General features: G+C 73.4%; 17 protein-coding genes. 8 read left to right on the top strand and 9 right to left on the bottom strand.

The window, feature by feature from the left end; translation table 11 throughout:
- Position 1 precedes the first annotated feature (1 nt).
- Complete coding sequence (locus AC0HI0_RS32580; RefSeq protein WP_480927308.1) at positions 2 to 556, bottom strand: YbaK/EbsC family protein; 555 nt, start codon at positions 554 to 556, stop codon at positions 2 to 4.
- A 71-nt stretch (positions 557 to 627) separates the two neighbouring features.
- Between AC0HI0_RS32580 and AC0HI0_RS32585 the strand changes: the two genes are divergently transcribed.
- Positions 628 to 1,389, top strand: coding sequence for a MerR family transcriptional regulator (locus AC0HI0_RS32585; RefSeq protein ID WP_480927309.1), 762 nt, complete (start codon positions 628 to 630; stop codon positions 1,387 to 1,389).
- Positions 1,390 to 1,420: 31 nt separating this feature from the next.
- Here AC0HI0_RS32585 and AC0HI0_RS32590 read toward each other — a convergent pair whose 3' ends face one another.
- From AC0HI0_RS32590 to AC0HI0_RS32610, 5 genes are all read right to left on the bottom strand, one after another.
- Positions 1,421 to 1,966, bottom strand: a complete 546-nt coding sequence (locus AC0HI0_RS32590; protein ID WP_480927310.1) for a type 1 glutamine amidotransferase domain-containing protein — start codon at positions 1,964 to 1,966, stop codon at positions 1,421 to 1,423.
- 9 nt (positions 1,967 to 1,975) lie between these two features.
- Entirely contained in the window at positions 1,976 to 2,638 is a 663-nt protein-coding gene (locus AC0HI0_RS32595) for an alpha/beta fold hydrolase (protein WP_480927311.1), read from the bottom strand.
- On the bottom strand, positions 2,632 to 2,925 hold the full coding sequence (locus AC0HI0_RS32600) for a DUF2516 family protein (RefSeq protein ID WP_480934441.1): 294 nt from the start codon (positions 2,923 to 2,925) through the stop codon (positions 2,632 to 2,634). The genes AC0HI0_RS32595 and AC0HI0_RS32600 overlap by 7 nt, the downstream gene beginning before the upstream one ends.
- A gap of 107 nt (positions 2,926 to 3,032) precedes the next feature.
- Positions 3,033 to 3,701: a hypothetical protein gene (locus AC0HI0_RS32605; RefSeq protein WP_480927312.1), complete on the bottom strand. Its 669-nt coding sequence runs from the start codon at positions 3,699 to 3,701 to the stop codon at positions 3,033 to 3,035.
- A gap of 5 nt (positions 3,702 to 3,706) precedes the next feature.
- Positions 3,707 to 4,117, bottom strand: a complete 411-nt coding sequence (locus tag AC0HI0_RS32610; protein ID WP_480934442.1) for a helix-turn-helix domain-containing protein — start codon at positions 4,115 to 4,117, stop codon at positions 3,707 to 3,709.
- 113 nt (positions 4,118 to 4,230) lie between these two features.
- Here AC0HI0_RS32610 and AC0HI0_RS32615 point away from each other — a divergent pair, with 113 nt between their 5' ends.
- Positions 4,231 to 5,340 carry a methyltransferase domain-containing protein gene (locus tag AC0HI0_RS32615; RefSeq protein WP_480927313.1) on the top strand — a complete coding sequence of 370 codons (1,110 nt, stop codon included), beginning with the start codon at positions 4,231 to 4,233 and terminating at the stop codon, positions 5,338 to 5,340.
- 18 nt (positions 5,341 to 5,358) lie between these two features.
- Here AC0HI0_RS32615 and AC0HI0_RS32620 read toward each other — a convergent pair whose 3' ends face one another.
- A complete protein-coding gene (locus tag AC0HI0_RS32620) occupies positions 5,359 to 5,769 on the bottom strand; it encodes a TFIIB-type zinc ribbon-containing protein (RefSeq protein WP_480927314.1) in 411 nt (136 codons plus the stop codon).
- A 73-nt stretch (positions 5,770 to 5,842) separates the two neighbouring features.
- Here AC0HI0_RS32620 and AC0HI0_RS32625 point away from each other — a divergent pair, with 73 nt between their 5' ends.
- Entirely contained in the window at positions 5,843 to 7,768 is a 1,926-nt protein-coding gene (locus AC0HI0_RS32625; protein ID WP_480927315.1) for an NACHT domain-containing protein, read from the top strand.
- On the opposite strand, the gene AC0HI0_RS32630 is transcribed toward AC0HI0_RS32625, so the two are convergent.
- The gene (locus AC0HI0_RS32630; RefSeq protein WP_480927316.1) at positions 7,757 to 8,929 is read right to left on the bottom strand and encodes a pyridoxal phosphate-dependent aminotransferase; all 1,173 of its coding nucleotides are present in this window, start codon (positions 8,927 to 8,929) and stop codon (positions 7,757 to 7,759) included. The genes AC0HI0_RS32625 and AC0HI0_RS32630 overlap by 12 nt on opposite strands.
- Positions 8,930 to 9,009: 80 nt before the next feature.
- On the opposite strand from AC0HI0_RS32630, the gene AC0HI0_RS32635 reads away from it, so the two are divergent.
- Positions 9,010 to 10,215: a DUF445 domain-containing protein gene (locus tag AC0HI0_RS32635; protein WP_480934443.1), complete on the top strand. Its 1,206-nt coding sequence runs from the start codon at positions 9,010 to 9,012 to the stop codon at positions 10,213 to 10,215.
- A 24-nt stretch (positions 10,216 to 10,239) separates the two neighbouring features.
- Here the strand turns inward: AC0HI0_RS32635 and AC0HI0_RS32640 are convergent, their stop codons facing one another.
- Complete coding sequence (locus AC0HI0_RS32640; RefSeq protein ID WP_480927317.1) at positions 10,240 to 10,704, bottom strand: CGNR zinc finger domain-containing protein; 465 nt, start codon at positions 10,702 to 10,704, stop codon at positions 10,240 to 10,242.
- A 213-nt stretch (positions 10,705 to 10,917) separates the two neighbouring features.
- Here AC0HI0_RS32640 and AC0HI0_RS32645 point away from each other — a divergent pair, with 213 nt between their 5' ends.
- From AC0HI0_RS32645 to AC0HI0_RS32660, 4 genes are all read left to right on the top strand, one after another.
- Positions 10,918 to 11,451, top strand: coding sequence for a PadR family transcriptional regulator (locus AC0HI0_RS32645; RefSeq protein ID WP_480927318.1), 534 nt, complete (start codon positions 10,918 to 10,920; stop codon positions 11,449 to 11,451).
- Positions 11,448 to 12,125 (top strand): ABC transporter ATP-binding protein, encoded by a 678-nt coding sequence (locus AC0HI0_RS32650; protein WP_480927319.1) that lies wholly within the window; start codon positions 11,448 to 11,450, stop codon positions 12,123 to 12,125. The genes AC0HI0_RS32645 and AC0HI0_RS32650 overlap by 4 nt, the downstream gene beginning before the upstream one ends.
- 313 nt (positions 12,126 to 12,438) lie before the next feature.
- Positions 12,439 to 14,757 (top strand): FtsX-like permease family protein, encoded by a 2,319-nt coding sequence (locus tag AC0HI0_RS32655; protein ID WP_480927320.1) that lies wholly within the window; start codon positions 12,439 to 12,441, stop codon positions 14,755 to 14,757.
- A 189-nt stretch (positions 14,758 to 14,946) separates the two neighbouring features.
- Positions 14,947 to 17,199 (top strand): FtsX-like permease family protein, encoded by a 2,253-nt coding sequence (locus tag AC0HI0_RS32660; protein WP_480927321.1) that lies wholly within the window; start codon positions 14,947 to 14,949, stop codon positions 17,197 to 17,199.
- Positions 17,200 to 17,236: the final 37 nt, after the last annotated feature.

Raw genomic sequence — 17,236 nt, forward strand, 5'->3', positions numbered from 1 at the left:
CTCACGCCGGCCGGGCGAGCCCCTCGACCACCTCGGCCCCGGGCAGCTTGGCCAGCACCTCGCCGGGCACCAGCAGCTTGCTGCCCCGGATGCCGCTGCCGATCACGAGTTCCGGCGCGGCGGCGACCTCGGGCGAGAGCAGCACGGGCCAGTCGGCGGGCAGCCCGACCGGCGTGATGCCGCCGTACTCCATGCCGGTCAGCGACACGGCGTCGTCCATCGGCGCGAACGACGCGCGCCGGGCGTCGAGCCGGCGGCGCACGACGCCGTTGACGTCGGCGCGGGTGGTCGCCAGCACGACGCACGCCGCGTAGCGGATCGTGTCGCCGCGCTTGCCCGCGACGATCACGCAGTTCGCGGAGGCGTCCAGCGGCGAGCCGTAGTGGGCGCAGAACTCGGCGGTGTCCGCCAAGGTCGCGTCGATCTCGGAGACCGCGAGGCGGTTCCCGTCGGGCAGCGCGCGCAGCGCGGCGGCCACCGGGCCCGCCACCAGGTCGAGGTGGTCGAGCACGGGCGCGGGGGTCAGCTTTCCGGCGATGGTCCACACCCCGACCATCCTGCCGGCTCGCCTTGACGTTGACGTTACGTCAACCTCTACCGTGGTGGGCGCAGGGGAGGTGACGGGTCGTGGCCTGGTCGATCGCGCAGGTGGCGCGGATGTCGAAGGTGACTTCGCGGACGTTGCGGCACTACGACTCGATCGGCCTGCTGCCGCCCGCGTGGATCGGCGGCAACGGCTACCGCTACTACGAGCGCGAGCAGCTGCTGCGGCTCCAGCGGATCCTGCTGCTGCGGGATCTCGGGCTCGACCTGGACACGGTGTCCGAGGTGCTCGACGGCCGCCACCGCGCGGTGGACGTGCTGCGCAACCACCAGCGGTGGCTGCACGCCGAGCGGGACCGGCTGTCCCGGCTGGCCGACACCGTCGCCAAGACGATCGAGGAACTGGAAGGGGGTGAGCACGAGATGAAGATGGAAGAACTCTTCGACGGCTTCGACGCCGACCGCCAAGCCCGCTACGAAGCGGACCTGGTCGAGCGGTACGGCGCGGGCGTCCAAGAGCACGTCGACGACAGCAAGCGCCGGATGAGCGGTTGGACCCGGTCCGACGCGGACTCGTTCAAGGCGGAGTGGACGGCCGTCGCCGAGGCGTACGCCGACCTGTTCGACGCGGGCACCGCGCCCGACGCGCCGACGGCGCTGGCCGTGACCGACCGGCACTACCGGTGGATCTGCCTGAGCTGGACCCCGAACAGGGAGTCCTACACCGGCCTGGGGCAGCTCTACGTCGACGCGCCGGACTTCAAGGTGCAGTTCGACGCCCACGCCGAGGGTCTCGCCGAGTGGGTCCGCGACGCGATCGCGGCCTACGCGAACGCCCGGCTGTAAGGCGCTGCGGGGAGGTGCACCTCCCCGTGGTCTACAACCCGAACGCCTTGAGCAACTCGCGGTCGAACGCGGGCAGGTCGTCGGGGTTGCGGCTGGTCACGAGCGTCCAGCCGTTCGCGTGGCAGACCTGCACCTCGCGGTCGTCCCACTGCCCGCCGGCGTTGCGGACGTCGGTGGCCAGGCTCGGGAACGAGGTCAGCGACTTGCCGCGCAGGACGTCCGCCTCGACCAGCAGCCACGGGCCGTGGCAGATCGACGCGATCGGCTTGCCGGCCGCGACGTGCGCCTTGACCAGCGCCACGGCGTCGCGGTCCAGCCGGAGGAAGTCGGCGTTGGCGACCCCGCCGGGCACGACCAGGCCGTCGTAGTCGGTCGGGTCGGCGTGCGCGAAGGGCACGTCGACGGGGAACGTGTCGGCCGGCGTCAGGTGGTTGAACCCCTGGACCTCGCCCAGCTTCGGCGCGAGCAGCCGGGGCACCGCGCCGGCCTTCTCGACGTGCTGCCAGGGGTCGGTCAGCTCGACCTGCTCGATCCCCTCCGTGTCGACCAGGAATGCGATCTTCTTCGGTTCGGCCATGGCCTTCGGCTACCCGCCGAGGAAATCGCCCAACCACCCGCGCACGTCACTCCGACGGGTCAACCAGGAGGGCACCAGTTCGAGCCGGCCGTCCGGGAACGCGGCGGCGGTCCGCTCGGCGATCGCCTGCGGGTGCAGCGGGTCCCGGGTCGCGCCGACGACCAGCACCGGGATCTTCACGGCGGCCAGCAGCGCGCGGTCCGGCACGGCCACCTGGCCGGGCAGTTCGGCCAGCGCCCCGTCCAGCCGGGCGAACGCCCGCCGGCGCTCCTCCAGGTACTCGGGCGGGCCGCCGACGACGTTGATCGCGTACTCGCGGGCGAGCAGGCTGCGGGGTTCGTCCAGCACGGCGGGCAGCAGCAGCGCGACCCGCTCGAACGCGTCCGGGTCGTCGGCCAGCAGCGAGATCAGCGCGCCGGCCGTGAGCGAGACGCCGATCGCCCGCGTCGCGCCCACCTCGCGGGCGACCAGGCGCAGGTCGGCGGCGATCCGCCGGTAGTTCCAGTACCCGGCCGGCGCGTCCGGGGCGTCGCCGTGCGACGGGAGGGTGACCACGACCTTCGTGCCGGGCAGCCCGGAGGCGGGCAGCCGGGCCTCGCCGGGCGTCGCGCCCAGGCCGTGGCCGACCAGGGTGACCGGTGCGCCGGAGCCGTGGCTCCGGTAGGTCACCACCGCGGGCCGCGCTGGACCTCGATCAGGCGGGGCCGCACGTCGACCAGGTACACCAGCACCGCGACCAGGCCGGCCAGCCAGAACATCGCACCCGCGCTGTTGAGGCTGAACAGCAGCAGCGCGAACGTGCCGCCGCCGGTGATGCCCAGCCAGGCGGGCTTGGTGAGCCGCTCGGCCGCGGTGTAGGCGTCGGCCCGCTGGGTGAGCGCGTGCACGAACGCGAACACACCGACGATCAGCCCGGCGTAGTTCGCCACGATCATGATCCACGCGTCGAGGTAGATCAGGTCCAAGGCCGGAAACGGTGAGAACACATCCCCAGACTACGTCCGCAGCGCGCACGGGGTACAGCCGAAACGGGACGTCCCGGACAGGACGCCCCGTGACGGTGCGCTCACTCGGCCGTGTCACCGGCCTTCTTCGGGGTGGCGGCGGGCTTGCGCGCGGCCGTCGTCCTGGGCGCGGTGGTGCTGCGCGCGGACGCGGTGCGGTTGGCCGCCTTGCGGGTGGTGCTGCGCACCTCGTGCGCGACCTCGTCGCCGGCCTCGGCCACCGCGTCGGCGAGCTTCCCGCTGGCCTCGTCCACCTCGCGGGCGGCCTTCTCGCCCACCGAACGGGTCCGGCGGGTCACCTTGCCGAGCACGTCGTCGGCGAGGTCGCGGGCGTCGGACGCGGCGGCCTCGGTGCGCTTCTGCGCGGTCTCCACGGCCGCCTCGACCTCGCTGAGCGCCTTCTGCACCTGCGGCTGGCTCTTCAACCGGTCCAGCGCCTCCTGGCCGTGCTCGGCGAGGTACTGGTAGAGGTTGAGCGCGGACTGGGTGTAGGCGTCCACGATCTTGCGCAGCTCGGCCGGCTCGAACCGGTCGCGCAGGTCCTTGAGGTCGGCGGACTCGGCGGCGGTCCTCGCGGCCTCCGCGCGCTCCTTGGTCTTGTTCAGCGCCTCGATCACGGCCTTCGCGGCCAGGTCGCCGGCGCCCAGGGCGGCCAGCAGCGGCGTGCGGGCGGCGGCGACGACCTGCTCGCCCGCCTTGCGCAGCTCCTCGGTGGTGGGCAGGTTCGACATGGAGTTCACTCCTCGGGCTCGGGTTGCGGTGCTTGAGGTCGGCCGGCGGTGTTCTCCCGCCGGAAGGACTCGTAGACGTCGAGCAGCACCTGTTTCTGCCGCTCGGTCAGGTCGGGTGCGGTGACGATGGCGTCGGCCAGCGCGCCGCCTTCGCGCTGCTCCAGGATCCCGGCCTCGACGTAGAGCGCCTCCGCCGAGATCCGCAGCCCCTTGGCGATCTGCTGGAGGATCTCCGCGCTGGGCTTGCGCAGCCCGCGCTCGATCTGGCTCAGGTACGGGTTGGACACCCCGGCCAGCTTCGACAGCTGGCGCAGCGAGATCTTGGCGGTGTTGCGCTGCTCGCGGATGTACTCCCCGATGTCGCGGCCGAGATCGGCGACGGCCCGGTCGATCGACTTCTTGTCCGGTACGTCCACCACTTTCCGGCACCTCCTCGATCCGTTTTCGACGGTACGCCGAGGTGCTAGCTCCTGCAAGCGCTCTGCTAGCAATCCGGACGTGTGCTCGCCCACAGGGCTACGGTGGGCTGGTGGACCTGGCCGCCAACCTGCGCGAGGAGCTGGTCGACTCGCTGGTCACCGCCGGCGTGCTCGGCGACGACCGGTGGGCGGCGGCGTTTCGCGAGGTGCCGAGGCACCTGTTCGTGTCGCGGTTCTTCGTGGCGACCCCGGACGGCTGGGTCCCGGTGACCTCGGACCACCCGCGGTTCCTGTCCCTGGTCTACCGCAACCAGGTCTGCGTGACCCAGCTCGACGGCTCCGACCAGGCGTGGCGGCAAGCACTCGACGAGGGTGCCGCGGAGGGCGTGCCGACCAGTTCGTCGAGCATGCCCACGATCATGGCGATCATGCTGGAGGCGCTGGACGCCCGGGGCACCGTGCTGGAGATCGGCACCGGCACCGGGTACAACGCCGCGCTGCTCGCGCACGTGCTCGGCGACGACGCGGTCACCTCGATCGACGTCGACCCCGAGGTGCACGCCCGCGCGGTGGCCCGGCTCGCGGAAGCGGGCCTGCGGCCGTTCTGCGTGGTGGGCGACGGCGAGCTGGGCTACCCGGCGCGGGCCCCCTACTCGCGGATCCTCGGCACGTGCGCGGTGTCCCGGATCCCGCCCGCGTGGCCGGCGCAGGTCGAGGACGGCGGGCTGATCGTCACCACGTTCAACCGGGCGCTGGGCGCGGGCCTGGTCCGGCTGGAGGTGCGCGACGGCGTCGCGTCCGGGCGGGTGCTGCTGGAGGACGGCCGGTTCATGCCGCTGCGCGCGCACCGGCAGGAGTGGGCGGACGAGGCCCTGCACCGCGCGCTGCACGCCGAGGGGACCACGCGCACCACCTCGCTGACCGCGCGGACCGTGGTCGACCCGGCGTCCGGCTTCGAGTTCTTCGCCGGCCTGGCGCTGCCGGACGTGGCGGTCGGCCTGGACCCGGTGCGCCTGGTCCACCCGGACGGCTCGTGGGCGCGGCACAGCGGCGCGGTGGTGGACGAGGGCGGCCCGCGCGACCTGTGGCGCGAGGCCGAAGCGGCCTACCACCGGTGGCGCGCCCTGGGACGTCCCCGGCGGCAGCGCTTCACCTTCACCGCGACCGCCGACGACCAGTACTTCGCCCTCGACGGCACCGACCTGACCTGGCCGATCTGAACCCCGGCCGCACGCGGCCTAGTCGAGCAGCTCCTCCAGGAAGCTGCGCCGGCGCGGGTGGCCGTAGTGGCCCTGGCCGTAGTAACCGGGCGGGTACGCCTGCGGGTAGCCGTGCACGGCGGGCGGCTGGGTGCCGGGCGGCGGCTGGTACGGGGGCGGCGACCCGGCCGGCGCGGGCTGCGGTGCGCCGGAGTAGGGCGGCGGCGCGCCCGCCGACGTGCCGGGGTAGGGCGGCGGCGCGCCTTCCGGCGAGGGCTGCGGGGTGCCGGCGTACGGCGGGGCCTGGGCGTAGTGATCACGCTCGGCCGCCACGATCTGTTCCAGTTCGCCGCCGTCCAGGAACACGCCTTTGCAGTTGTCGCACTGCTCGATGTGGACGGCTCCGCGCGTGATGGTGCGCATGAGGTCCTGGCACTTGGGGCAGATCACATACCCGAGGGTACGCACGACACGAGGGTGACCGCGTCACCACCTGGTGTGATCGGTGGGCCATTATGCCCAGGTGTCCCGATTTCGTCAGCGCGCCGTGCTCGTCGGCTGTGTCGTGGCCGCCCTGCTCGCGGCGGCCGGGTTGTTCGTCACCGACTACGGCATCGAGCCCGACCTGTGGCTGTCCGGTCTCGCGGTCGGCTTCCTGGCGTTCCTCGCCACCGTCGACCCGTGGCTGCACCGCAGGCGCGCGGCCGGTCTGGCGACCGACGCCAACCTCGACGCGGCGGTGGGCGCGCTCGCCACGTCGCTGCACGCGCAGTGGACCGAGGAGTGCCGCGCCCGAGGGCTCGCCGACGACATCCTGGACCTGCACTGGAGTTCCGACAGCGGACGCCCCGGCCGCAGCGACGCCGTGGTGGGCGCGTTCGAGCGCCACCCGCGCATGGTGCTGCTCGGCGAGGCGGGCGCGGGCAAGAGCACCATCGCCATGCTGCTCACCATCGGCCTGCTGGACCGGCACAGCGGCGGCCCGGTGCCGGTGCTGCTGTCGCTGTCCAGCTGGGACCCCGACACCGAGGACGTCCGCACCTGGATGACCCGCCGGCTCTACGAGGAGCACCCGGCCCTGCGCAACACCGAGCTGTACGGCAGCTACGCGGGCGACCTGCTGATCGAGCAGCGGCGGGTGTTCCCGATCCTCGACGGCCTGGAGCGGATCGCCGAGCGCAAGCGCGCGGACGCGCTGGACCGGATCAACCGCGCGTTCCCGGCGTCCTCGCCCCTGGTGCTCACCAGCCGGTCGGCCGAGTTCGCGGACGCGGGCGTGCCGATCGCGGGCGCGGACGTCGCGCACCTGCACCCGTTGGACCACGAGGAGATCGCGGGCTACCTGCGCGCCCACGCCGACCCGGTGACCGCCGCCCGCTGGGAGCCGATCTTCCTGCACCTGCGCGACGAGCCGGACGGCCGGCTGGCCGACGCCCTGGCCACGCCGCTCGCGGTGTGGCTGGCGGGCGTGGTCTACGGCTACGGCGAACCCAGCGAGCTGTTGGACCGCAACCGCTTCCCGGACCGCCGGTCGATCGAGGACCACCTGGTGGACCAGCTCGTGGACGGCGCGTTCGGCGACCGCGGGGTGGCCCGCCAGGCGCGCGCCACCCAGGTGTGGCCGCGCGACCGGGCCCGGCGCTGGCTGGCGTTCCTGGCGGGCGAGATGCGCACCCGGGGCATCACCGACCTGGCCTGGTGGGAGCTGCGCCGCTCGGTCGGCAGGCGGTGGCTGGCGGTGCTCGGCGCACTCGTCCTGGGCACGATCGGCGGGCTGGGCGTGGGCTGGCTGATGGCCTACGCGAGCACGCCGAGACTCGCGCCCGCGACCGGTCTGGCCGCCGGGCTGGCGGTCGCGGTGGCCGCGCTGGTCGCCTCCCGGGAGCACGCGCCGAAGCCGAGGCTGGGCGTCTGGCGGAGCCTGGTGCTGGTCAGCGGGGTGCTCGGGATGGCGGTCGGCCTGGTGTTCGGCGCGCTGTACGGGCTGTCCGCCGGCCTGGTCGTCGGGCTCGGCCTGGCGGTGGCCGTGGCGCTGCGGTTCGCGCTGGGCAGCAGCGCCGAGCTGAGCCACCCGACCAGCCCCAAGTGGACGATGGCGCGCGACCGGATCGCGGTGTGGACCGGGTCGCTGGTGCTCGCCGTGGTGTTCGGCGCGGCGGCGGGGCTGGTGTTCGGCCCCAACCAGACCGGCATGGTCGGGCTGGGTCTGGCGTGCGGGCTGATGCTCGGGTTCACGCTGTCGGTGCTGCACCTGCGCTGGTGGTGGTTCACCGTGGCGCGGATCTGGCTGGCCGCGCGCGGCAAGCTGCCGTGGGAGCTGACCGTGTTCCTGGAGGACGCCCGCAAGCTCGGCGTGCTGCGCCTGTCGGGCGCGTCCTACCAGTTCCGGCACGCCCTGGTGCAGGAGCGGCTGGCGGGCGCGCCCGTCCCGGTGCGGTCAGGCGCCTAGCTTGCGCAGCCGGCCGATCGCCTCGTCCAGCACCTCGTCCTTCTTGCAGAACGCGAACCGCACGAGGTGCTGCCACTGCTCGGGGTGGTCGGTGAACACCTGCACCGGCACGCCCGCGACGCCGATCCGCTCCGGCAGCTCCCGGCACAGCTGCGCGCCGTCGGTGAAGCCGAGCGGGCGCACGTCGGCGGTGATGAAGTAGGTGCCCTCGCTGGGCCGCACCGCGAACCCGGCGTCGGTGAGCCCGGCGGCCAGCCGGGAGCGCTTGTCCTGCAACGACGTGCGCAGCCCCTCGACCCACTCCAGCTCGTGCCGCAGGGCGTGCGCCACGGCGGGCTGGAACGGCGCGCCGCCCACGAACGTGAGGAACTGCTTGGCCGCGCGCACCGCGGCGACCAGCTCGGCGGGCCCGCACGCCCAGCCGATCTTCCAGCCGGTGCAGTTGAACGTCTTGCCCGCGCCGGAGATCGTCACGGTCCGCTCGGCCATGCCGGGCAGGGTGGCCAGCGGGACGTGGTCGAGGTCGTCGAACACCAGGTGCTCGTAGACCTCGTCGGTGATCGCGATCAGGTCGTGCTCGACGCACAGCCGGGCGACCTCGGCCAGCTCGGCGCGGTCGAGCACGGTCCCGGTGGGGTTGTGCGGCGAGTTCAGCAGCAGCGCCCGGGTCTTCGGGCCGATCGCGGCGCGCAGCGCCCCGACGTCCAAGCCGAGCCGCCCGGTGCCGGGCTCCTCGACCAGGCCGACGGTCTTGCGGGTCGCGCCCGCCAGCGCCACCGACGCCGCGTAGGAGTCGTAGTAGGGCTCGATCAGCACGACCTCGTCACCCGGTTCGACCAGCGCGAGCAGGCTCGCCGCGATGGCCTCCGTGGCACCGACTGTGACCAGGATCTCGGTGTCCGGGTCGTAGTGCGTGCCGAACCGGGCGCGGTGCTCCGCGATCGCCTGCCGCAGCACCGGCATCCCGGGGCCGGGCGGGTACTGGTTGAGCCCGCCGTCGATGGACTCCTTGGCGACCGCGAGCATCCCGGCGGGCCCGTCGGTGTCCGGGAAGCCCTGGCCGAGGTTCACCGCCCCGGTGCGCGTGGCCAACGCGGTCATCTCCGCGAAGATCGTCGAGGTGAACGGCCGCATCCTGGTGACTAGCGCTGGTACCCGCACAACGTCGAATCTTCACGGACAATGGCGTCGTGGAGCAACTGACCGCCGCTGACCAGCTCAAGCGCCGAGACCTGCGCCGGATGAAGCTCGTCGCCACCGGCTTCTTCCTGGCCGCGACCGCGATCTTCCTGGTGGCGCTGCTGTTCGAGGCGGACGGCCCGGCGTGGATCGGGTACGTGCGCGCCGCCGCCGAGGCGGGCATGGTCGGCGCGCTGGCCGACTGGTTCGCGGTGACCGCGCTGTTCCGCCGGCCGCTGGGACTGCCGATCCCGCACACCGCGATCATCCCGACCAGGAAGAACACCTTCGGCGACGCGCTCGGGTCGTTCGTCGGCACGAACTTCCTGTCCGAGGACGTGGTGCGGGACAAGCTGCGGCGGGTCGGCGTGGCGCAGCGGGTCGGCGCGTGGCTGGAGCAGCCCGAGCACGCCGACCGGGTGACCGGCGAGCTGTCCAACGTGGTCAAGGGCGCGATCAAGGTGCTCCGCGACGAGGACGTGCAGGCGATCGTCGAGCAGGCCGTGGTGCGCCGGCTGACCGACCAGCCGTGGGGCCCGCCGCTGGGCCGGCTGCTGTCGCAGGTGCTCACCGACGGCGCGCACCACAAGCTGGTGGACCTGATGTGCGACCGCGCCTACGACTGGGTGCGGGACAACTACGACAAGATCACCGGCCTGGTCACCGAGCGCTCCCCGGTGTGGTCGCCGAAGTTCGTGGACTCGATGCTCGGCGACAAGGTCTACAACGAGCTGCTGAACTTCGCGTGGGCGGTGAAGACCGACGTCGACCACCCCATGCGGCAGGCGCTGGACCAGTTCCTGATCGAGTTCTCCAAGGACCTCCAGACCGACCCGGCCACCATGCAGCGGGCCGAAGCGGTCAAGCAGCAGGTCGTGGACCACCCCGACGTGCAGCGGCTGATCGGGTCGGCCTGGGGCACGGCGAAGGGCATGCTGCTCACCGCCGCCGAGGACCCGTCGTCCGAGCTGCGCAAACGCATCCGCGAGGGGCTCGTGTCGTTCGGCGGCCGGCTGGTCGCCGACGACGCGATGCGCGCCAAGGTCGACGGGTGGCTCGAAGACGCGGCCGGGCACGTCGTGGGCAACTACCGCGACGAGATCACCACGCTCATCACCGACACCGTCGAGCGGTGGGACGCCGAGGAGACGTCCCGCAAGATCGAACTCCAGGTGGGGCGCGATCTCCAGTTCATCCGGATCAACGGCACGGTGGTGGGGGCCCTGGCGGGCCTGGTGATCTACACCGTCGGGCAGCTCGTGGTGTGAGCCCCGGCGCGGGCGTCCGGGGTGCTAGGACACGCTGAGCGCCCGTCGTTCCCGGAAGTTGCGCGCCTTCTCGCGGTTCCCGCAGACCTGCATCGAGCACCACGTCCGCGACCGGTTGCGGGACCGGTCGAAGAAGGCCCACAGGCAGCCGTCCGCCTGGCAGATCTTGAACCGCTCCCACGAGCCCAGCACGGCCAGCCGCGCCGCCGCGCCCAGCACCGCACCCAGCGCGTCCTCGCTGGACATGGTGGGCACGCCGTGGCTGAGGTCGACGCGGATCAGGCCCGCGGCGGGGGTCGGGTCGGGACCGTCGTGCCGTTCGCCCAGCGATGCCCGCAACGACGTGCGGACGGCGCGGACCTCGGCCAGGTCGCCGACATCACCCAGACCGCGCTCGGTCACCCACGCCCGCCACGCGGCGGTGTGGTCCAGCACATCGGTGCCGAGTTCGAGATCTCGGGTGTTCAGGAAAGCGAGCAGCAGCTCCACATCGTGTTCCGCATCGCCGGCTCGACCCTGCGCAAAAGTCGCGTGGTCCCAGCCGGCCGCCAGACCAGTCACCCCACCACTGTAGGCGTCGGCGGGTGACGATGTGGCGAAGTAACCGTCAAATCATTTTCACCGGTTAGCCCCACTGCCCGTTCGGCTGACCGCCGATCGGGCTATGCACCCCGTGTATACCTCGTGTGTATAGTCGGTCCCATGTCGATCGGACACACCCTGCTCGGCCTCTTGGAAAAGGGCCCACGGCACGGCTACGACCTCAAGAAGGCTTACGACGAGCGCTTCGGCCAGGACCGGCCGCTGCACTACGGGCAGGTCTACACAACGCTGTCCCGGCTCCTGCGCAACGGCCTGGTGGCCGAGGCCGGCGTCGAATCCGGTGACGGCCCGGAGCGCAAGCGGTACGCGATCACCGACGCGGGGGTGACCGACGTCGAGCACTGGCTGGGCACCGCCGAGAAGCCGGAGCCCTACCTCCAGAACACGCTCTACACGAAGGTCGTGCTGGCCCTGCTGTCCGGCCGCAGCGCGGACGACGTGCTCGACGTGCAGCGCGCCGCCCACCTGGCGACCATGCGCGAGCTGACCAGGCGCAAGGCGTCCGGCGACTTGGCCGACCAGCTGATCTGCGACCACGCCCTGTTCCACCTGGAGGCCGACCTGCGCTGGCTGGAACTCACCGCGGCCCGGCTCGGCCAGCTGTCCGCGCAGCTCGTGGGGGTGCGGCCGTGAACGCCCTGCTGGAAGCGATCGACCTGCGCAAGGCGTTCGGCCCGACCCCGGCGCTGGACGGCGCCGGTCTGCGCGTGCACGCGGGCGAGGTGGTCGCCGTGATGGGGCCATCCGGCTCGGGCAAGTCCACCCTGCTGCACTGCCTGGCGGGCATCCTCACGCCGGATTCGGGCGTGGTCCGCTACCGCGACGTCGAGCTGAGTTCCCTGGGCGACGGCGAGCGCAGCGAGCTGCGCCGCACCGAGTTCGGCTTCGTGTTCCAGTTCGGCCAGCTGGTGCCGGAGCTGAGCTGCCTGGAGAACGTCGCCCTGCCGCTGCGGCTGGGCGGCCTCAAGCGCCGCGAGGCGGAGTCGCGCGCCCGGGAGTGGCTGGAGCGGCTGGAGGTGGCCGACGTGGGTGACAAGCGTCCCGGTGAGACCTCCGGCGGCCAGGGCCAGCGGGTCGCGGTGGCCCGAGCCCTGGTGACGAACCCGCGCGTGGTGTTCGCCGACGAGCCGACCGGCGCGCTGGACTCGTTGAACGGCGAGCGCGTGATGCAGCTGCTCACCACCGCAGCCAAGGAGACCGACGCGGCCGTCGTCCTGGTCACCCACGAGGCCCGGGTGGCCGCCTACTCCGACCGCGAGGTGGTCGTCCGCGACGGCCGTTCCCGCGAGGTGGAGCCGGTCCGATGAACCACCCGACCCCGTCCACCCCCCGCTCCGCCGCCGGGCGCGCGCACCACTCCCCACCGTCCGCAGGACTCGCCGCGAGCGCCGGCACGTCCGCACCCGCCGGCCCGGGGCTTGAAGCCGCCGGCGGCCGGGTGCCGCGCCGGGCGTCCGGCGCAGCGTCCGCGCCCACCAGCCGAACCTTCGGGAGCGCGCACCCCGCCGCCCTCCGCCGGCACCCGGCACCCGCCGGTTCCCGGCTCCCGCGCGTCGCACCGCTGCGCCGTGCTGCGCAGGCCCTCCCGTCGGTGCCGGCCCGGCTCGTGGAGCGGGTCCGATGACGCGGTGGCTGAGCGACCTCGCCCTGGGCATCCGGCTGGCCCTGGGCGGGGGCCGGACCTCGTGGGTCCGGCTGGCCCTGACCGGGCTGGGCATCGGGTTCGGGGTCGCGGTGCTGCTGGCCGCGTCGTCCGTGCCGACCATGCTGGCCGCCCGCGCCGAGCGCACCGCCGCCGGCAAGGGCGTGGAGTTGGCGCGGGACACCAAGCCCACGTCCGACGTGCTCTACGTGAGCGACTGGATGTCCAACTACCGCGGCGAGTCGATCAGCGGCGACTTCGTCCTCCCGAGCGGTCCGGCCGCGCCCGTCCCGCCGGGCCTGTCGAAGGTGCCCGGCGACGGCGAGATCGCGGTCTCGCCCGCCCTGGCCCGGCTGCTCGACTCCCCGGAGGGCGAGCTGCTGCGGGAGCGCTTCCCGCAGCACCGGGTCGAGGTGATCACCCAGCAGGGCCTCAACTCGCCGGACGACCTCGCCTTCGTCGCCGGGGACGCGACCGTGCCGCGCGAGGACCGCAAGGCCGTCGTCGCCTACGGCGGCGCGCTCGAAGAACGCAACCTCGACCCGGTGCTGTCGCTGCTGATCATGGTCGGCGTGGTGGCGCTGCTGTTCCCGGTGCTGGTGTTCGTGGGCATCAGCACCCGGCTGGCCGGGTCGGAGCGCGACCGGCGGCTGGCCGCGCTGCGGCTGGTCGGCGCGGGCGCGCAACGGGTGCGCCGGATCGCGGCGGGCGAGGCGCTGCTCGGCGCGGTGACCGGGCTGGTGGTCGGCGGGGCGCTGTTCCTGCTGGTCCGCCAGTTCGTGGAGCGGATCAGCCTGCTGGGCATCAGCGTGTTCGTCAGCGACCTCACGCCGACGCTGCCGCTGACCGTGCTGATCGTGGTCATGGTGCCGGTGCTGGCCGTGCTGACGTCGCTGATCTCCATGCGCCGCACGGTGATCGAGCCGCTGGGCGTGGTGCGCCGAGCCAAGCCGGTGCGCCGGGTGATGTGGTGGCGGACGCTGCCGGTGTTCGCCGGCACGGCGGCCCTGTGGAGCCAGTCCGGGCTGCTGGCCGGTGCCGAGCACCAAGCGTCCGAGCCGGTCGTGGTGGGCGGCATCCTGCTGCTGCTGCTCAGCATCCCGCTGCTGCTGCCGTGGGTGGTGGAGCGCGTGGTGGGCCGGGTGCACGGCGGCGCGCCGTCGTGGCAGCTCGCGATCCGCCGGCTCCAGATGGACAGCGGCACGGCGGCCCGCGTGGTCGGCGGCGTGTCCGTGGTGCTGGCCGGTGCCATCGCCGTCCAGTCCGTGCTGGCCAGCGCGGAGGCCAAGATCGTGGACCGCCCGATCGACACCGGCGACCGCAGCCGCATGGTGGTGCAGCTGGCCGACTGGTCCGAGGACGGCATCGAGCAGGCCGTGGGCCTGCTCGGCCGAGCCGTCGACCCGGGCCGGGTGCAGACGCTGCTGGGGATCCAGATCGAGTTCGCCGGGAAGGACGAGTACTCCAGCGCGACCGTGGGCACGTGCGAGGCGTTGCGGACCCAGACGGAGCTGGGCGACTGCCGCGACGGCGACGCGTTCTACGTCGCCCCCACGATGGAGGGCAGCGCGCACGAGCAGGCCAAGCTCAAGCCGGGCACGACCGTCACCCTCACCAAAGGCTACGGCGAAACCCGGGTCGCCGGTCCACAGTGGACAATCCCGGAGTACCGGGTGGTGCAGCCGCCCGAGCAGCAGCGCCAGTTCACCAACCAGGGCCTGCTGGTGACCCCGGGAGCGCTGCACGGGCTCGCCTTCGAGTACAGCCACGGGTCCATCATGGTCTCCGTCGACCAGTCCGAACCCGACATGATCGAGCAGGTGGGCAACGCCATCGCCCCGCTGACCTGGCGCGCCTACACGTACTACTTCGGCCAGGTCGACGTGAGCAAGCGGATCCAGGAGTTCCAGAGCATCCGGCAGGGCCTGCTGGCGGGGTCGCTGATCACGCTCCTGCTGGCCGGGGCCAGCCTGCTGATCCTGGCGCTGGAACAGGTGCGGGAGCGCCGCCGGCCGCTGGCGGTGCTGGCCGCGAGCGGCGTCCCGCGCGGCGCCCTGAGCCGGTCGCTGCTGTGGCAGAACGCGGTGCCGCTGGTGCTGGCCCTGGTGGTGGCGGTGGCCATCGGCTGCGGGCTGGGCGTGCTGCTCCTGCGCATCGTCGAACAGCCGATCGTCATCGACTGGGCGGGCGTCGCGATCCTCAGCGCCACATCGCTGCTGCTGGTGGTCATCGTGACCGCGTTGACCCTGCCGTCGATGCGGCGGGCGACCGGGGCCCTGGGCCTGCGTTCCGAGTAGCCCCACCCCACGCGCCGCCGTCCGGTCCCTTCGGGCGGCGGCGCACCTCCTCGGAGCCACCCGTGACCCGAACCCCTCCCGCAGCCGATTTCACCGCCATGGCCACCAGGCAGGCACCTGAACCGTCTTCATCTACGTGATCCCCCAATCCCCCTCGTCCCAGACCCGCCGGACGCCGGACGTGTGCCGGTGAACCGGAAGCGGGCGGCGGACCTGGTCCTCGGGGTCCGGCTGGCCGTCGGGGGCGGCCGGACCTCGTGGGCCAGGCTGGCGCTGACGGCGGCCGGTGTGGGCCTCGGCGTTCTGGTGCTGCTCCTGGCCGCGTCGATCGGCCCGGCCCGGGAAGCCAAGTCCGAACGGGTCCAGGCCGCCGCGCTCGACTACCGCAAGGACGCGGCCCCGTCCGCCGGCGGGCGGCCAGAGGCCGAGCGCGGCACCGTGCCGCTGCACGCCCGCCAGGTGACCGTCTCCTGGCAGGGCCGCCGCATCCTCGGCGTGGAACTGGCCGCCACCGGCACCGACCGGCCCGCGCCGCCGGGCGTCGGCCGGCTGCCCGCGCCGGGCGAGGTCGTGGTGTCGCCGGAACTGCTCTACCTCATCCAGACCGACGACTCGGTGCGCGCCCGCTTCCCGGAACGGGTGATCGGCGTCATCGCCGACGCGGGCCTGCCGCGCCCGAAGTCCCTGCTGTTCTACTCGGGCCTGCCCGACGCGCTGGTCGCCGACGCGGCACCGGTCACGGGCTTCGGCGTCACCGGCCCGGAGTCGACGCTGCCACCGCTCTACCGGCTGCTGATGGTCACCGCGATCGGCGCGCTGCTGGTGCCGCTGGGCATCTTCGTCCTGGTCGCCACCCGGCTGGGCGCGACCGGACGGGACCGCCGGCTGGCCGCGATCCGCCTGGTCGGCGCGAGTCGCGCGCAGATCCGCTGGATCGCCAGCGGCGAGATCCTGACCGGCGCGGTGCTCGGGCTGTTCGTCGGGGTCGCGCTGTTCTTCGCGGCCCGCCCGCTGGCCCGGTTCATCGAGGTCGAGGGCGTCGGGTTCTTCCCCACCGACCTGCTGCCCGATCCGCTGCTCGGCGCGCTGATCGGGCTCGGCGTGCCGGTGGTCGCCGTGGTGGCGGCGCTGGTCGCGCTGCGCACGGTCGACGTCGGCCCGCTCGGTCTGGTCAAGACGCTCGCCACGGCGGGCGACGTCCCGGTGCGCCGGGTGTGGTGGCGGTTCGCGCTGGTCGCGGTCGGCGTGGCGGTGCTGGTGGCGATCTCGGTGGCGGGCGGGTTCCGCGCGGCCATGGCGGACTCGACGTCGGCGATCGTGCTCGGCCTGGGCGTCGCGCTGGTGCTGGCCGGTACCGGCGCGGTGCTGCCGTGGCTGGTGGGCCGGGTCGCGGCGGGGGCGCGGCCGGAGGGGGTCGCGCCGATGCTCGCGGTGCGCGGGCTGCGGTCCGACGCCGGCATCCCGCGCGTGCTGGCCGGGGTGGTCGTGGTGCTGACCGGGTCGTTGGCGTTGCAGGTCCTGCTCGGCGTCGCGGAGCGGTTCACCGCCGAGTCCGCGCTGGACGCCGCGGCGGACCGCTGGGTGCTGGACGTGTCCGCGCACACCCCGGTCCGCTCGCTGGAGGAGGCGATCGCGCTGATCGGCGGGGTGCGGCGGGTCAGCGAGGTGCGGACCTACGCGCAGGCGTCCCCGGTGTCGATGGTCGTGCTGGCCACGGACTGCGTCGAACTCGCCGAACGCCTCAAGGTCACCGACTGCGCGCCGGGCACGGCGTACCGGACGGCCGAGGGGCGCGACGTGCCCGCGGTCGGCACGCAGGTGACGATCGACGGGCACCCGTGGACCGTGCCGGAGACCAGGGTGGTGCCGGGCCTCGCGCACGGGCTGTTCGTGGCGAGCGGGGCGGACCCGGCGCTCGCCTCCGCGCCGCCGTCCGAACTGGTCGTGGTCGGCAGCCCGGACCAGGCGTTCGCCGACCGCCTGCTGGCCGCGACCGGCCGCGTCGACCGGGGTGTGGAGCTGACCTCGGCGTACCACGATCTCCAGGTGGAACTGTTCACGTCGCTGCGCGGCGGCGTGCTCGGCGGCTCGGTGCTGCTGGTCCTGCTGGCGGTGGTGGGGCTCGCGGCGGCGGCCGTCGACCAGGTCTGGGAACGCCGCCGGCACACCGCCGTGCTGACCGCGAACGGCGTGCCGCGCCGGGTGCTCGCGGCGGCGGCGCTGTGGCAGTCGGTCATCCCGATCGCGCTGGGCATCGGGTTGGCCGTGCCGGTCGGGCTGGGCACGGCGTGGCTGGTGGTGCCGGCCGAGCGCTTCCAGGTCGACTGGGCCGAACTGGCCACCACGGTCGGGCTGGCTGCGTTCGTGGTGCTGGCGGTGTCGTCGTGCACGCTGCCCGCCCTGCGCCACGCGATCCGCCCGGAGAGCCTGCGCACCGAATGACCGCATGTCGACAAAAGCACACATAGACGCGCGGGTC

This window comes from Saccharothrix sp. NBAS 001 (genome assembly GCF_056640475.1).

What these genes read in the sequence shown, in the direction of transcription:
- AC0HI0_RS32605 (WP_480927312.1), bottom strand. Translation starts at nt 3,701, where the DNA reads ATGTCGAACCTGCCCACCACCGAGGAGCTGCGCAAGGCGGGCGAGCAG.
- AC0HI0_RS32590 (WP_480927310.1), bottom strand. Translation starts at nt 1,966, where the DNA reads ATGGCCGAACCGAAGAAGATCGCATTCCTGGTCGACACGGAGGGGATC.
- AC0HI0_RS32645 (WP_480927318.1), top strand. Translation starts at nt 10,918, where the DNA reads ATGTCGATCGGACACACCCTGCTCGGCCTCTTGGAAAAGGGCCCACGG.
- AC0HI0_RS32655 (WP_480927320.1), top strand. Translation starts at nt 12,439, where the DNA reads ATGACGCGGTGGCTGAGCGACCTCGCCCTGGGCATCCGGCTGGCCCTG.
- AC0HI0_RS32635 (WP_480934443.1), top strand. Translation starts at nt 9,010, where the DNA reads ATGAAGCTCGTCGCCACCGGCTTCTTCCTGGCCGCGACCGCGATCTTC.
- AC0HI0_RS32580 (WP_480927308.1), bottom strand. Translation starts at nt 556, where the DNA reads ATGGTCGGGGTGTGGACCATCGCCGGAAAGCTGACCCCCGCGCCCGTG.